Source organism: Actinomyces sp. HPA0247 (assembly GCA_000411415.1).
GTDB lineage: Bacteria > Actinomycetota > Actinomycetes > Actinomycetales > Actinomycetaceae > Pauljensenia.
The window spans coordinates 53,636-68,652 of record KE150452.1; the positions used below are offsets into that span (position 1 = coordinate 53,636).

Here is a 15,017-nt window from a genome sequence, read left to right on the forward strand (position 1 = left end):
CGGTAGAATGAATGCCATGACTGGAGATCCTCGCCGCGCGCTGACGCGCCTGCTGAACGCCTTCGAGAACCACTTCGACATCGCCCGCGATGGAGACGAGGCCGATGATGCCGCGCTCGAAGCAGCCGAGTTGGCGCTGCGTGACGCGTTCTTCACCTATGACGACATTCTGTTCACCCAGCTCGGGGTCGAGTTGCCGTTCGACATCCTCGACGACTCCGAAGAGGATGATGAGGACGATGACTCGGATTACGAGGACGACGACTCCGACTTCGAGGATGACGAAGCAACCGATGAGGATGACGACGACGATTTCATCGAAGTTGACGACTGAGTCGTCCCAGATGCTCAGATAGAGGGGTGGGGCCCGAACCATGCGGTTCGGGCCCCACCCGTCTGTTCAGGTCAGCTGCCGCTCAGCGCGCCACGCACGACGGACCAGCAACCTCAGCGAGGACTTGGCGGATCGGAGCCGGCAGCGGCTCCGAATAACCGAGAAGAGTGTCGAGCTGACGGCGGGTGCGTGGCCCGATCAGTGCGGCGCTCACGCCGGGGAAGTCACGCACCCATGCCAGCGCGACGTCACCGGTCGACCGTTCCAAACCGGCCGCAGCACGAGAGGTGGCCTCAATGACGGTCCTCGGGTGACCCTCCAGGTAGGGTTCGACCATGTGTCGCAGATGTGGCGATGCGGCGCGCGAATCTGCGGGGGTCGTGTGACGATACTTGCCCGTCAGCGCACCCCCGGCCAATGCAGAGGCCGCGATGACACCGACACCTCGGCCCGACAGCTCGGCAATGGTCTGGGCTGCTGAGGCATTCGCCAACGAAAAGGGGGCTTCGACAACGGTGATTGGCGCGCATGCACCCAATATCCCGCGTGTCACGGCCTCTGCAAGTTCCCAGTGGGATGCCCGCGACAATCCGACATAGTGGGCGCGGCCGGAGCGCTGCGCAAGCGTCGCGGCCTCGAGAGTCTCCTCAAGCGGAACCTCCGGACGTGGCTCGACGAGCCATACGTCGACGTAATCTGTGTCGAGCCTGGCCAGGGCATCGTCGAGGCTGCGCAGCAGATCGCCGCGGCCCGCAGCGGTGACCCACGTGCCCTCTCCGGCACGTCGAACCGCGCCCCGCCAGACGAGTGCGACGCGGTGTCGGCCGATACTCGACAGTCCCTCTGATAGGACATCAACGGACATCCCGTCGCCGTGTGCAGGGGAGCACTCGACGAGATTGCCGCCGGCATCGACGAAAGCCTTGAGCATGTCGTGGGCCTCGGGTCCATCGGTGTCGCGCCCCCACGTGAGGGTGCCCAAACCGAGTGCGGACAGATAGAGCCCGCTACGTCCGCATTGCTTCAGTTCCATGCCTCTAGCCTAGCCGAGTCCGCGCTAGCCACTGCGCGTGTTGGCGCGGCGTTGGGGGAGTGGTTCCGCCGAATAATGGACACAGTGAGCGCACGCCACACCAGTTGCACAGCGGATTCTTGCGGGGCGTGAAGGAATCGTGCTCAATATCGTGTTCGATGCGGTCCCAGAGCTGATCGATGTGGCGCTCAAAATCGTGGATTTCGTCTGCCGTGGGATCCAGCGTGATCACCTGCCCGGCACGCAGGTACACGAGCTGCATGCGGGAGGGGAGAACCTGTGTGCGTGCAAGCAGGAGCGCGTAGAAACGCATCTGGTAGAGTGCCTCTCCCACATAGCGCGGTCCGGGTGCCTTACCGGTCTTGTAGTCGACGACGCGCAGGCGTCCGTCCGGAGCTTGATCGACCCGGTCGATGAAGCCGAGCAGGCGCACGCCACGCTCGGTCGTCGTGGTCACCCTCTGCTCGCGCGCCGCTGGAGCGATCCACTGGGGAGCCTCGATCGCGAAGTAGCCGTCGATGAGCGAGCGGGCATCGTCGAGCCACGCCTCTCGGTCAGCGTCGTTGGCGAACAGGGCGGCAATCTCGGGGTTCTTCGCCGCGAACGCCTCGTATTGGGGCACGACCTGCGCGCGTGCGTTCTGGGGTGTGCGCTCGGATGGATCGAGGGCGAAGAGCTCCTCAAGCACCGCGTGGACGACCGTCCCCAAGGCTTTCGCGCGCGTTTCCGGCTCCCGGTACCCATCAAGGACATGGAGCCGGTACTGCAGCGGACAACGCTCGTACTCTTTCGCACGCGATGCGGAAAGCGCGGGTTCCCACGTGCGGGGTTCGGGCGAGGGGGCAATCAGGTCTGTCATGAATACCACGCTAACCCCTGCCGCCTTCATCTGTGTCCTGCCATGGGCGCAGCAGGTCGTACGCGGTATCCTTTACGTAATGTCTATTCAGCGTAATACTTCGATATCGGCCACCGATTTTGGCCAGCCCACCCGCCGAGGCCCGCTTGCCGAGGGCGACCGCGTTCAGGTTCGTGATCCCAAGGGACGCTTCCACCAGGTAATCCTCGTCAGCGGTGGACGTTTCCAGTCCAACCGCGGTGGCTTTGACCATAACGACGTTATTGGCCGCCCCGACGGTCAGGTGATGATCACGGAAGAAGGCCGCCAGTTCCAGATTCTGCGCCCTCTCCAGGTCGACTACGTGATGTCCATGCCCCGTGGTGCTGCCGTCGTCTATCCGAAGGATGCCGGCGTGATCACCCACATGGGCGACATTTTCCCGGGCGCGACGGTTATCGAGGCTGGTGCGGGTTCTGGTGCCCTGTCGATGGCTCTCCTTGACGCAGTCGGCCCGCAGGGACGCCTCATCTCCGTGGAGCGTCGCCAGGACTTCGCCGACATTGCAGCCGCCAACGTCGACCTCTGGTTCGGTCGACGCCACCCGGCATGGGATCTGCGTGTTGGAGACGTCGATGAGGTCCTCTGGTCGGCTGAAGCTGGCAGCGTTGACCGCATCGTGCTCGATATGTTGGCGCCCTGGGAGAACATTGAGGCCATCACGCACGCCCTTATCCCGGGCGGCGTCCTCGTGTGCTACGTTGCGACCGTGACGCAGATGTCCCGTCTCGTCGAGGATCTGCGTGCATCCGAGCGTTTCACCGATCCGATCGCGTGGGAGGACATGCGCCGCGAGTGGCACCTTGATGGCCTTGCCGTGCGCCCGGAACACCGCATGGTCGCCCACACCGGGTTCCTTGTCATCGCCCGCCTTCTCGCCCCCGGCATCACCCCGCAAGAACGTTCGACGCGGCCCGCAAAGGCTGCTGAAGGCCAGGGCGGCGCGTGGGACGACGAGGAGGACTGGAGCCTCGAGAAAGTCGGCCAGCGCGTGAACTCTGAGAAAAAGGTGCGCAAGGTCCGCCGCGACGTCGTCGCACAGGCGGACACGTGGGCGTCAGAAGGACGCGAGGCGGCTAGCGATGAGTGAGGCTACTGATCGCGAGTCTTTGCAGCGACGTCTGATCTCCCTGGAAGAGAAGAACGGACGCCTGACGAGCGCGCTCACAACAGCGCGCACCGAGCTAATCCGCCTGCAAGGGGAGCTGGCCGACGTATCGCGTCCCCCGCAGACGCTGGCGACTTTTGTGCGTGCTTTCCCATCGTCGCGTCAGATCGAGGTCGTGAGCGGTGGCAAGCGTATGCGTGTGGCGGTGTCGCCGAAGCTCGACGTGACGGATCTATCCTACGGACAGTGGGTGCGTCTCGACGACACGTCGATCGCCGTCGCTGCCGATGACTTTCCCCGCAGTGGACAGGTTGTCTCCATCCTCGAATTGGTCGGCCAGGATCGTGTTCTCGTCGCCACAGAGGGCGGCGCCGAAACTCTTCTTGAGCTTGCCGGCCCGCTGCGTCACGGCAACCTACGCCCCGGAGACTCCCTCGTCGTGGATGCACGTGCCGGGATCGCGTTTGAACGCATCGTGCGTGAGGATGTCGAGCAGCTGCTCACCCCCGAGGTTCCCGACGTCACGTACGAAGATATCGGTGGTCTCGACGATCAGATCGCGCAGGTGCGCGACTCGATCGAAATGCCTTTCAATCACCCCGAGCTCTATCGGCAGTTTGGGCTTCGTCCGCCCAAGGGCATTCTCCTGTACGGTCCTCCGGGATCTGGCAAGACCCTCATCGCGAAGGCAGTGGCCAACTCACTATCCAAGCGCGGAGGCGCCTCGACGTTCTTCCTGTCTATTAAGGGCCCCGAGCTTCTCAACAAGTTCGTCGGCGAAACCGAACGTCAGATTCGTGCGATTTTCGCTCGAGCGCGCACTCTCGCGGCCGGTGATACTCCCGTCGTCATCTTCTTCGATGAGATGGAGGCGCTGTTCCGCACGCGTGGCACGGGCGTGTCCTCGGACGTTGAAACGATGATCGTACCGCAGCTTCTTGCGGAGATGGATGGCGTTGAGTCGCTTGATAACGTTGTGATTATCGGAGCCTCCAACCGTGCGGACATGATTGATCCCGCTGTTTTGCGCCCCGGCAGACTCGACGTGCGGATCCGCGTCGATCGTCCCGATCGCGCGGGAGCGCTCGATATCTTCTCGAAGTACCTGACCCCGCAGGTGCCCATCCATGCCTCCGAGATCGCACGCTTCGGCGGTATCGACGAGGCCGTGGCTGGGATGAGCGAACGTGCCGTCGATGCCCTCTACGCCCGTAACGAGACAACCGCGCTCTTCCTCGCGACTCTTGTCAATGGCGATCACAAGCGCATCTACCTCTCTGACCTCGTCTCCGGCGCTCTCATCGCAGGGATCGTCGAGCGTGCCAAGAAGTATGCGATCAAGGACGCATTGATGGGCGCGCCCTCCGGGCTGAGCATGGAGCACCTGCTGCGTGGTGTCCATGAAGAGATGAACGAGTCATTGGAGCTTGCCGCCACATCATCTCCGGAAGATTGGGCCCGCACGAGTGGCCTCGCTCCCGAAATCGTGAATGTGAAGCCGATTGGAACAGTGAAATGAGCAGCGAACGCATTATCGGTACCGAAACCGAGTATGGCGTCTACCGTCCCGGCGACGCGTGGGCAAATCCGATTGCTCTGTCGACGAAGGTTGTGACGACCTACGGTGAGATCAGCCGCACGGGCACTCCCGCCCAGGGCGCAGGTGTTGTGCGGTGGGACTATACGGGTGAGGATCCCCTCAACGATCTGCGCGGCATGCGTATGTCGCGTGCGGCCGTTGATCCCTCGCTTCTCACTGACGATCCGTACCACCTCGCACCATCGGGAGGCTCTGAGCGCGTTGCTCGTCCCACTGCTGAGGAGCTGGCGCTTCCGGCTGCCACTACCGCCGTCTTGACGAACGGTGCACGCCTGTACGTCGACCATGCTCACCCCGAGTACTCCGCCCCCGAGACGATCGGTGCACGCGATGCACTGCTGTGGGATCGCGCGGGCGAAGTGATCGCGCAGCGCGTGATGGCACGCCTGGAGCAACAGGGCGAGGAACCAATCGTCCTCGTCAAGAACAACACCGACGGTAAGGGCGCCGCCTACGGCACCCACGAGAACTACCAGATGCCGCGTATTACCGACCTCGATGCGATCGTTCGCGGTCTCACGCCCTTTATGGTGACCCGTCCCGTCATCTGCGGCACCGGCCGCGTGGGACGCGGACAGAAGAGCGAAGTACCCGGTTTTCAGATGTCGCAGCGCGCGGACTTCGTCGAAAACGAGGTCGGCCTCGAGACGACCTTTAACCGTCCAATCGTTAATACGCGCGATGAGCCCCACGCGAACCCCGCGCAATTCCGCCGCCTCCACGTGATCGGCGGCGATGGCAACATGTTCGATGTGTCAGCCTTCCTCCGTTTTGGCACAACCTCCCTCGTCCTGTGGGCGATCGAGCAGGGCACTGATCTGCGCTGGGATTCGCTCGTCATGGACGATCCTGTCCAAGAGACCTGGAACGTGTCCCACCACCCCGATCTCGACTACAAGGTTGGAACGGCTGGCGGCGCCTACACGGCAGCCGAACTTCAGCAGGTATACCTGGACCTCGTGCTGGATACCTTCGAGGAAACGGGAACGACGCCCACAGCCGCCGACCAGGAGATTCTCACCCTGTGGCAGTCGGTCCTCGATCGTATGCGCGCCGATCTTTTCTCCGTGGCCACCGAGGTCGAGTGGGTGGGTAAATACCAGCTCATCAAACGTCAGAAGGAACGCGCGAACCTCGACTGGAGCGATCCTCGTCTCGCTGCGATTGACCTGCAGTGGTCAGACCTGCGTCCCAGCCACGGCCTCGTCTATCGTCTGGCGAAGGCAGGCATGGTGACACGCCTTGTCACAGATGAGGAGGTCGAACGCGCTGCCGACGTCGCGCCAACCAACACGCGTGCCCACGTGCGAGGATGGGCAGTCGCCAACCGCGGCGATCTTGTAAAGGCCTCGTGGACTTCTCTTGTCTTTGACCCCGGTGAAGGGGACTTGGTCCGTTTCCCGATTGCAGATGCACGCGACACGTCCACCCGATAATTAACGAAAGAAAGAAGAACGAACTATGTCGAATCAGATTTTCGCAGGCGGTCCCACCCCCGAGGATGACGTGACCGAGGCCGCTGGCCAGATCCAGGCCCGTACTTCGTCGATCGACTCTCTCCTCGACGAAATCGACTCCGTTCTGGAAACAAACGCGGAAGCATTCGTTCAGGGCTTCGTCCAGAAGGGTGGCCAGTGAGGTGAGGCGTCGAGTTTTCGGCATCGAAACCGAGTACGGGCTCACCGCAGCATCGCCCAGCGGCGCCAAGCCGATGGACGCCGAGCACGCCGCACGCCAGCTGTTTGAGCCGCTCCTGCACCAGGGCCGTTCCTCGAATCTCTTCCTGCGCAATGGCGGCCGCCTGTACCTTGATGTCGGCGCGCACCCCGAGTATGCGACCGCCGAATGTGATCGGCTTGAGGATCTGCTCGAGCAGGATCGCGCGGGTTCTACCATGCTCGCAGACCTTGCAACGCAGGCTGACAGTGCTCTGTCCGAGCTCGGCACCGATCTGCGTCTGCATCTCTTCCGCAACAACCTAGACTCGCAGGGCAACTCTTACGGATGCCACGAAAACTACCTCTTGCACCGGCGACGCGACTTCCGCCAGGTCGCCGATGCGCTGGTCGCATTCTTCGTGACGCGTCAGATCCTGGTCGGAAACGGGTGGATCAACACGGGCGCGGCCACCCCGCGACTGCAGTTCTCCCAGCGTGCCGATCAGATGTGGGATGCCGTCTCCTCCGCCACGACCCGTTCGCGCCCGATCATCAACACCCGTGACGAGGCGTTGGCTGATTCCGGTGCTTATCGCCGCATGCACGTGATCGTCGGCGACACGAACGTCGCAGAACCCACCACCGCCCTCAAGGTCGGTATGACCGAACTCCTGATCCATGCCATCGAGGACGGCCTCCAGATCGAAGACCTGGCCCTCGCCGATCCGATGCGCGCTATTCGCGAGGTGAATGCCGACCTGAGCGGATCGGCAGCCATTGAGCTCGCAACCGGCAGGATGACGAGCGCTGTCGCTATGCAGCGTGACATCCGTGAGCGTGTACTGTCCCGGATTCCGGTCTCCGAGCTGGACCCGATGCGCGCCTACATTGTCGATCTGTGGGGCAGGGGTCTCGATGCGATCGCCAGCGGAGACTGGAGTGGTATCGACACAGAGCTCGACATCGCAATTAAGCGCAAACTGCTGAGCTCCTACTGCGCACGCAGCGGTGCCACGCTCGCAGATCCGCGTGTCGCGCGACTCGAACTGTCCTACTCCGAGATCACGGCGGATGGCCTACGCGACCGGATGGAGAGTGCAGGTCTCATGCGACGCCTGACAACCGCCGATGCCGTGCGTCGTGCTCAAACAATTGCGCCGGCGACGACGCGGGCGAGCCTGCGTGGACGTATTATTGCCGCCGCCGAGGATGCGCGAGCCGATTTGAGCGTCGACTGGGTGCACGTGCGCCTTGACGAATCCCAGACGATCCCGCTGTCCCTGCAGGACCCCCTCGCCACGGTCGATCCGCGCGTGGATGCTCTCATCGCGCAGATTGACGCCTCGTCTCCTACGATTCCCGCATGAGCACCGAGCCGTCATCGCCCGATTCACCCTCCACGCACCGTGTGAAGGGCTCATCGCAGCGCGCCGCCGCGCGTGCTTCTCGGTCACAAGGTGCCTCGCGCGGTGGGCTGTTCCTCCGTATCGGCCTCACTCTCACCCTGCTCATCGCGGGTGGTGGCCTCACGTGGTGGGCTTGCGTCCCCGCTCCGACCACGCAGACGACGCCAGGCGCCGACGCGACTGCCCAGTCAACGACGCTTCCCTTGTTTGACCGCGTGACGGTCTCCGGACGAGTCGGCGCGACACCCACGATTGATATCAAGGCGCCGCTCGACGTTGATGGCTTCAAGGCTCGCGTCATCGAAGAAGGCACCGGTCGTGAGATTACGGAAGGTTCTCCCGTCCTCGTCTCAGTGACTGCCTTTGATGGGACGAGCGGGCGCATGCTCTCTGAGTCTGGCCGCCCGCAGATGAGCCTCGGGATCGTCGGCTCGGATCAGATCAGCTCGGACCTCGCCATGTTGGTCACCGGCAAGCATGAAGGGTCCCGTATCCTCGCGTTTCGTACTGTAGCCATGGGGGATGGCTCTCCCAACACCAGGGAAATTGACGTCGTCGACATCCTGCCGTCCATCGCCACAGGAACCTCGGTCGATGCCACCGTCGGTCCGATGAGCGTCGAGATGAGCCCCGAGGGACCGCTTATCAGTCACATTGCGACGCTCCCTGGCGGAGTGACGACGCAGGTGCTCATCAAGGGTGACGGCGTTCAGGTTCACGAAGGTGATCGGGTTGTCGCCCAGTTCACCGTTCTCGGTTGGACTGACGGAGTCGTCCGCGTCAACACGTGGGAAACAGGCGTGCCGGCCGTGGTGAATCTCAACACCGCGATGAAAGGCCTGACAAACGCGCTCGTCGATCAGAAGGTGGGCTCGCGCCTGGCGATCACAATTCCACCGGACCTCGCTGCGGGTGATGACACGCTCTGCGTGGTCATCGATATCCTCGGTACCGAGCCCGGCACCTCGACAGCAGGGGATAGCGCACCTCAGTCCTGATCGCCCATCCCGTGAGAGCCGCCGGGCATGAGCATCGCGGCGTGTGGGACACTGGGAGACATGCTGAGATGGATGACCGCCGGAGAATCGCACGGCCCCGCACTGATCGCCACGATTGAGGGACTTCCCTCGGGCTTGCGTGTCACGACCGAGGACCTGCGACGAGGCCTCGCACGTCGCCGTCTCGGATATGGCCGCGGCGCGCGGCAGAAGTTCGAGGCCGACGAGGTATCAATCCTGGCCGGCGTCCGTCACGGCGTGACCACCGGCGCCCCTGTTGCCATCCGCATCGGTAATTCCGAGTGGCCCAAGTGGGAGACGGTGATGAGCGCGGATCCTGTGGATCCTTCCGCCCTGCTGATCGACGCTGGAACGGGCGACGAGCGTGAGATCGCTCGAAACCGACCGCTGACGAGGCCTCGTCCCGGTCACGCGGATCTTCCTGGCATGCTGTCCTACGACCTGCCCGAGGCGCGCCCTGTTCTTGAACGCGCGAGTGCCCGCGAGACTGCAGCGCGCGTTGCACTCGGTGTACTCGCTGAAGCTCTCCTGGAGCAGGTCGCCGGCGTTCGCCTCGTCTCCCACGTCGTTTCCGTCGGGTCACAGCGCGCCACGGCCTCATCGACTCCCACGCCTGCCGACGAAGCGGCGCTGTGCGAGGCATCGATGCGCACGCTTGATCCGGAGGATAACGCTCGCTTCGAGGCGGCAGTTGACGCAGCGAAACAGGCGGGCGACACGATCGGCGGTGTTGCAGAAGTCATTGCATACGACGTTCCGGTGGGCTTGGGCACTCACGTGACCGCTCGCGAGCGCCTTGACGCGCGGCTGGCCGCCGCACTCATGTCGATCCAGTCGGTTAAGGGCGTGGAAATTGGCGACGGTTTCGCCCAGGCCGCACTGCTCGGCTCCGTGGCCCACGACGAGATCGTGCGAGGCGAGGATGGACACCTGAGGCGCACTTCCAACCACGCCGGAGGCATCGAAGGCGGCACGTCCAACGGCGCGCCAATCGTCGCGCGCGCTGCTTTCAAGCCGATCTCGACCGTTCCACACGCGCTGCGCAGCATCGACCTCGCAACGGGTGAGGAGGCCGTTGGCCTGCACCAGCGTTCCGATACGTGCCAGGTTGTACCCGGCGCTGTGATCGCTGAGGCCGAGGTGGCCCTGGTGCTCGCAGATGCCCTGTCGGACCACGCAGGTGGCCGGTCGGTGACCGAGATGCGCAGGAACCTGGCGTCCTACCTCGCCGCCGTGGGGGAACGCGCATGAGCGTGCGCGGTCCAATCGTTCTCGTCGGCCTGCCCGGCGCCGGCAAATCCAAGGTCGGGCGCCTCCTCGCCGGGCACTTGGGCATCGACCACATCGATACCGATGCACTCATCGTCGAACGCGCTGGCCGTCCGATTGCGGATATTTTTGCCACCGACGGCGAAGCAGCCTTTCGCGTGATGGAGACCGAAGCAGTCGCCGAGGCGCTCACGCACGAGGCCGTCGTGTCCCTGGGCGGGGGAGCGGCAGCAACTCCCGCCGTTCGGGAGCTCCTGTCTGGGCACACGGTCGTCTACATTGATGCTCCCCACGAAGAACTCGTTCGTCGCACCGCCTCGAAGACGCATCGGCCGCTGCTGGCTGAGGATCCGTCCGGGACGCTCGCGCGGCTGCGCACCGAGCGCGAACCTCATTACCGATCTGTCGCCACCATCGTCGTTGAGTCGGGGCCCGGCCCCGTCGATGACGTCGTCACCGCCATTGCACAGCAGTTGGAGCACTCATGAGCACAACCATCCAGGTCACCGGGGAACACCCCTCGACGATCACTGTCGGACATGGGCTCGGCTTCGAGCCGATCCGTGAGGCCCTCGATGAGGCCGCGACCAAGGTGCTCATCGTTCACGCACGTCCTCTCGCTGCTCGTGCCGAGGCCCTGGCGCAGTATCTGAATGAACAGGGCATTGAGGCGTCAACCGCTGATCATCCCGATGCGGAAGCTGGCAAGTCGATTGAGGTCGTCGCGTCCCTGTGGGATGAGTGCGGACGCCTCCAACTCGGGCGCAAGGATGCCATCATCGCCATGGGTGGGGGAGCGACAACCGATATGGCGGGGTTCGTCGCCGCCACGTGGCTGCGAGGTATCACCCTCATCAACGTACCGACGACGCTACTCGCCATGGTTGATGCGGCCGTTGGCGGTAAGACGGGAATCAACACGTCCGTTGGGAAGAACCTCGTCGGTTCGTTCTATCCGGCAACCGCCGTGGTTGCCGACATGGATCTCCTCGAGAGCCTTCCCGCGCCCGATCTGGCAGCGGGTGCCGCCGAGGTGATCAAGTGTGGATTTATCGCTGACCCTGAGATTCTGAGAATCGTCGAATCGACCGATCCGCAGGAGCTGCTCCGTGCCGACAGTCCACAACTTGCAGAAGTCACGACCCGAGCAATCGCAGTCAAGGCACGCGTCGTTTCAGCGGACCTGACGGAAGGTGGCCTGCGCGAGATCCTGAACTACGGACACACCCTTGCTCACGCGATCGAGCGCGCGAACGACTACACGTGGAGACACGGTGACGCCGTGGCCGTCGGCTGCTGCTTCGCCGCGCGACTCGCTCATGCCCGTGGGCAGCTCAGCGCCAAGGATGTTGCCCGCCACGACGACCTCTTCTCCCGCGTCGGACTGCCCACGCGCTACGAGGGAAGCACCCTCGATGAGCTCACACGCATCATGCTGTCGGACAAAAAGGTCCGCCGCGGTATCCTGCGTTTCGTCCTTCTTGACGGCATCGCGAACCCCGGGACGGTCTCCGTCGATCCGCAGGAGCTGCAGGCACCCGCGTCGCAGATCGGTATCGGCGCATGAGCCTGATCGTCCTGATTGGGGTAACGGGATCGGGGAAATCCACCGTCGCTCGGGAATTATCGGAGCGATATGGCCTCGCCCTCCTCGAAACCGACGCGGCTGTCGAAGCACGCCTCGGAGCATCCATGCACAGCCTCATTGTCCAGCGCGATCCGCGTCTGCCCGATACGGCGCGTGAGGAGGCCGACCGCCTCCTCAGCCTCGACGAGGGCATTGTCACGCTCGGCGCCTCTCAACCGCTCGACCCGGCCACTGCCTCGTCCATCGACCGAGCACGCGCAAACGGCGCGATCGTCGTCGAGCTGAGCGCCGATCTTTCCGCAGTATCGCGCCGAGAAGGCCTTGGGGCCCCTCGCTCCGTTGGCCTTGGTGCACCCCGCTCCGTGCTCACCCAGCTGATGAAGCAAGCACGGGAGGCATACGCCTCCGTGGCCGATGCAACAGTCGATACGAGTGAGCGCACCCCGCAAGAAGTCGCGGAATTGGTAGCGCGCGCGTGTAAACTGGCCTCTGATTACTGATTCCTTCACAAGTGAGGTACCCCTGTGGCAACGACCAATGATCTGAAGAACGGCCTGGTTATGGTCATCGACGGCCAGCTCTGGCAGGTTGTCGAATTCCAGCACGTCAAGCCCGGCAAGGGCCCGGCCTTCGTGCGTACCAAGATCAAGAACGTCCTGTCCGGCAAGACCGTCGACAAGACCTTCAACGCGGGCCTGAAGATCGAGACCGCGACCGTTGACCGTCGCGACATGACCTACCTGTACCAGGACGGCACCGACTACGTCTTCATGGACCAGTCCACCTACGAGCAGATCAACGTTCCCGCCGAGACCGTGGGCGATGCCCGCAACTTCATGGTGGAGAACCAGGACGTCATCGTCTCCCAGCACGACGGCACCGTCCTCTTTGTCGAGCTGCCCGCGACCGTCGTCCTGACGATCACCCACACCGAGCCCGGCCTGCAGGGCGACCGTTCCTCCGCCGGCACCAAGCCCGCGACCCTCGAGACCGGTTACGAGATCCAGGTCCCCCTCTTCATGGAGGAAGGCACCCGCGTCAAGGTTGACACCCGCGACGGCTCGTACTCGGGTCGCGTGACCGAGTAATGTCGAAGCAACACCGCTTCACCTCGCGCACCAAGGCCCGCAAGCGAGCGGCCGACGTTGTCTACGAGGCCGACCAGCGCGGCATGGGGTCCAACCCCGACGTGCTGCGCGACCTCTTGCGCGAGCGTCGCGTCATCACCGCGGCTCAGACTCCACTCCCGGAGTTCTCAATCCAGATCATCGCCGGTGTGGCGGACAATCTGCGTCGCATCGATTCGCTGATTTCGGCGCACGCACGCGTACCCGGCCTTGATCGCATCGCCGCCGTCGACCTCGCGGTTATGCGTGTGGCGGTGTGGGAGATGCTCGAGAACGACGAGGTATCGCCGATCATTGTTATCGACGAGGCAATCTCGATCGTCCGATCGATCTCGACCGACACGTCGCCGTCGTTTGTGAACGCGGTCCTCGACGCAATCCGCAAGGATCTCGCGTCACCCGCGTGGTCGCGTCGCAGCTCCGATGAGGAGGATGTGCGCGCCCCCGAGGAGACTGAGTCCTCATCTGACAATGAGCTGCCCGCGCAGGAAGCGCCCGCACGGTCTCTGCCTGCTGGTGCCAAGCCGCTCGATGGCGGCAGCGTCGAAGACGAGCTCGATGAACTCCTCGAGGAGTACTGAGCGCTCGCTCAACATGCCTGGTGGGGCCGACTCTCTCGCGAGAGTCGGCCCCACTTTTTCCTTCAATGCCCGCGACGAGTGCAGATACTGCCGACTAGGATGGCCGTCTCGATGGGATCTTGGGCATATCAGTTGGGGGCAGGATCGCCACGATCCTGCCCCCTTTACTGCTGGCTCTCAGAGAGCGAGACGCGTGGTTCGCACATCCCAGAACTCGGGGCCGTCGACGATGACCTCGAAGGTCCACTCGCCGGGCAGCTGCGCGATCTGAGCGAGCAGCGGTCGGGGCAGGTGGGGAGCGCGGATGATGAAGGACTCGCCGGCGTTCATCGACTGGGCAGCGCCGAGGACGGCCGCATGACGCAGACGGTGGGGGATAGCGGTCGCATCAATGGTCGGCTCGGGGAGATCGTGCTCGCCGCAGCCGCAGCCGCCGCCGCGAACCTCGGGCTGGGGCAGTTGTTCGATGGTCATGGGAGGCCTTTCTATCGTCACTATTCATAGGCGCCGACGGCGCTCAATGAATTTTACCGGGATAACCCCTTTCATTGCAGTGCCAACGTCGGCACGTCTCGCACTGGAGCACACCATACCTGGTAGGGGTATATCATCATACCCCTACCAGGTATCATCCGAGTTCGAAGCCGATCAGCGAGCGTCCTTCCTGACAGCCCGCACAGACCAACCACCCCGCCGAACTGGCATCCATTCCTGCTTCCCACGTGGGGTTTCACACGTGGAGGGGTCACACCGGCACTTCACGAGGGGCGTAGGATGGAAGCACGAGAAATCCTTTAATGACCGTCCTGTGAGGCGGGGAAGGAGTAAGCGTGGCCGAAGTGCACGCAGATCGCGCATCGCGCGGCAAAGAAGTATTAGGAGTTGGCGACGTCGCACGCTCCCTGACACGCATCGCTTATGAGATCGTTGAACGCAATGGCGGCAGCAACAATCTCGTCATCGCAGGTATCCCGACGCGGGGTGCGACTCTCGCGCGACGGCTTGTCAATCGAATCAAAGAGGTTTCCGGCACCTATGCCGAACTCGCAATCATCGACACGACGATGTACCGCGACGACCTCGCCTCGCAGCCGCTGAGGGCTCCGAAAGAGACCCTGGTGCCTCGCACCGGTATTAACGGCAAGACCGTCGTCCTCGTCGACGACGTCCTGTACACGGGCCGCACCATTAAAGCGGCGCTTGATGCTCTCACCCGTATCGGCCGACCTGCGGCCGTTCAGCTCGCCGTCCTCGTTGATCGGGGACACCGCGAGCTCCCCATTCGTCCGGATTACGTCGGCAAGAACTTGCCGACTTCCCGCGACGAGACCGTCACTATCCTGCTCGACGAAACAGATGGGCGCGACGGCGTCCTTCTCGGGAAAGGCCTGTAAAC

Annotated in this window: 17 protein-coding genes; 14 read left to right on the forward strand and 3 right to left on the reverse strand. The window is 63.4% G+C overall.

Annotated elements, in window-relative coordinates:
* Nucleotides 1-16: 16 nt before the first annotated feature.
* Entirely contained in the window at nucleotides 17-334 is a 318-nt protein-coding gene (locus tag HMPREF1478_RS08340; RefSeq protein ID WP_034475586.1) for a hypothetical protein, read from the forward strand.
* An 82-nt stretch (nucleotides 335-416) separates the two neighbouring features.
* Here HMPREF1478_RS08340 and HMPREF1478_RS08345 read toward each other — a convergent pair whose 3' ends face one another.
* Nucleotides 417-1,367 carry an aldo/keto reductase gene (locus tag HMPREF1478_RS08345; RefSeq protein WP_016461635.1) on the reverse strand — a complete coding sequence of 317 codons (951 nt, stop codon included), beginning with the start codon at nucleotides 1,365-1,367 and terminating at the stop codon, nucleotides 417-419.
* A gap of 4 nt (nucleotides 1,368-1,371) precedes the next feature.
* Nucleotides 1,372-2,226, reverse strand: coding sequence for a RecB family exonuclease (locus HMPREF1478_RS08350; RefSeq protein ID WP_034475587.1), 855 nt, complete (start codon nucleotides 2,224-2,226; stop codon nucleotides 1,372-1,374).
* A gap of 79 nt (nucleotides 2,227-2,305) precedes the next feature.
* Here HMPREF1478_RS08350 and HMPREF1478_RS08355 point away from each other — a divergent pair, with 79 nt between their 5' ends.
* The 12 genes from HMPREF1478_RS08355 to nusB are packed head-to-tail and all read left to right on the forward strand — an operon-like array spanning nucleotide 2,306 to nucleotide 13,621.
* Nucleotides 2,306-3,355 carry a tRNA (adenine-N1)-methyltransferase gene (locus tag HMPREF1478_RS08355; protein WP_016461637.1) on the forward strand — a complete coding sequence of 350 codons (1,050 nt, stop codon included), beginning with the start codon at nucleotides 2,306-2,308 and terminating at the stop codon, nucleotides 3,353-3,355.
* Nucleotides 3,348-4,892: a proteasome ATPase gene (gene arc / locus HMPREF1478_RS08360; protein WP_016461638.1), complete on the forward strand. Its 1,545-nt coding sequence runs from the start codon at nucleotides 3,348-3,350 to the stop codon at nucleotides 4,890-4,892. Before HMPREF1478_RS08355 ends, arc begins: the two co-directional genes overlap by 8 nt.
* Nucleotides 4,889-6,409, forward strand: a complete 1,521-nt coding sequence (gene dop / locus HMPREF1478_RS08365) for a depupylase/deamidase Dop (protein ID WP_016461639.1) — start codon at nucleotides 4,889-4,891, stop codon at nucleotides 6,407-6,409. Before arc ends, dop begins: the two co-directional genes overlap by 4 nt.
* Before the next feature lie 25 nt (nucleotides 6,410-6,434).
* Complete coding sequence (locus tag HMPREF1478_RS08370) at nucleotides 6,435-6,611, forward strand: ubiquitin-like protein Pup (RefSeq protein WP_016461640.1); 177 nt, start codon at nucleotides 6,435-6,437, stop codon at nucleotides 6,609-6,611.
* Between the two features lies 1 nt (nucleotide 6,612).
* Nucleotides 6,613-7,998 (forward strand): Pup--protein ligase, encoded by a 1,386-nt coding sequence (pafA, locus tag HMPREF1478_RS08375; RefSeq protein ID WP_016461641.1) that lies wholly within the window; start codon nucleotides 6,613-6,615, stop codon nucleotides 7,996-7,998.
* Nucleotides 7,995-9,035 carry an FKBP-type peptidyl-prolyl cis-trans isomerase gene (locus HMPREF1478_RS08380; RefSeq protein ID WP_016461642.1) on the forward strand — a complete coding sequence of 347 codons (1,041 nt, stop codon included), beginning with the start codon at nucleotides 7,995-7,997 and terminating at the stop codon, nucleotides 9,033-9,035. Before pafA ends, HMPREF1478_RS08380 begins: the two co-directional genes overlap by 4 nt.
* A 60-nt stretch (nucleotides 9,036-9,095) precedes the next feature.
* Complete coding sequence (gene aroC, locus HMPREF1478_RS08385; protein ID WP_034475588.1) at nucleotides 9,096-10,307, forward strand: chorismate synthase; 1,212 nt, start codon at nucleotides 9,096-9,098, stop codon at nucleotides 10,305-10,307.
* Nucleotides 10,304-10,813, forward strand: coding sequence for a shikimate kinase (locus tag HMPREF1478_RS08390; RefSeq protein WP_016461644.1), 510 nt, complete (start codon nucleotides 10,304-10,306; stop codon nucleotides 10,811-10,813). The genes aroC and HMPREF1478_RS08390 overlap by 4 nt, the downstream gene beginning before the upstream one ends.
* A complete protein-coding gene (gene aroB / locus HMPREF1478_RS08395; RefSeq protein WP_016461645.1) occupies nucleotides 10,810-11,892 on the forward strand; it encodes a 3-dehydroquinate synthase in 1,083 nt (360 codons plus the stop codon). The genes HMPREF1478_RS08390 and aroB overlap by 4 nt, the downstream gene beginning before the upstream one ends.
* Entirely contained in the window at nucleotides 11,889-12,413 is a 525-nt protein-coding gene (locus tag HMPREF1478_RS08400; protein ID WP_016461646.1) for a shikimate kinase, read from the forward strand. The genes aroB and HMPREF1478_RS08400 overlap by 4 nt, the downstream gene beginning before the upstream one ends.
* Nucleotides 12,414-12,437: 24 nt before the next feature.
* A complete protein-coding gene (efp, locus tag HMPREF1478_RS08405) occupies nucleotides 12,438-13,001 on the forward strand; it encodes an elongation factor P (RefSeq protein ID WP_009055954.1) in 564 nt (187 codons plus the stop codon).
* On the forward strand, nucleotides 13,001-13,621 hold the full coding sequence (nusB, locus tag HMPREF1478_RS08410; protein WP_016461647.1) for a transcription antitermination factor NusB: 621 nt from the start codon (nucleotides 13,001-13,003) through the stop codon (nucleotides 13,619-13,621). Before efp ends, nusB begins: the two co-directional genes overlap by 1 nt.
* Nucleotides 13,622-13,798: 177 nt before the next feature.
* On the opposite strand, the gene HMPREF1478_RS08415 is transcribed toward nusB, so the two are convergent.
* The gene (locus tag HMPREF1478_RS08415) at nucleotides 13,799-14,095 is read right to left on the reverse strand and encodes a DUF2249 domain-containing protein (protein ID WP_016461648.1); all 297 of its coding nucleotides are present in this window, start codon (nucleotides 14,093-14,095) and stop codon (nucleotides 13,799-13,801) included.
* A gap of 356 nt (nucleotides 14,096-14,451) precedes the next feature.
* On the opposite strand from HMPREF1478_RS08415, the gene pyrR reads away from it, so the two are divergent.
* Complete coding sequence (gene pyrR / locus HMPREF1478_RS08420) at nucleotides 14,452-15,015, forward strand: bifunctional pyr operon transcriptional regulator/uracil phosphoribosyltransferase PyrR (RefSeq protein WP_016461649.1); 564 nt, start codon at nucleotides 14,452-14,454, stop codon at nucleotides 15,013-15,015.
* The last annotated feature ends 2 nt before the right edge of the window (nucleotides 15,016-15,017 follow it).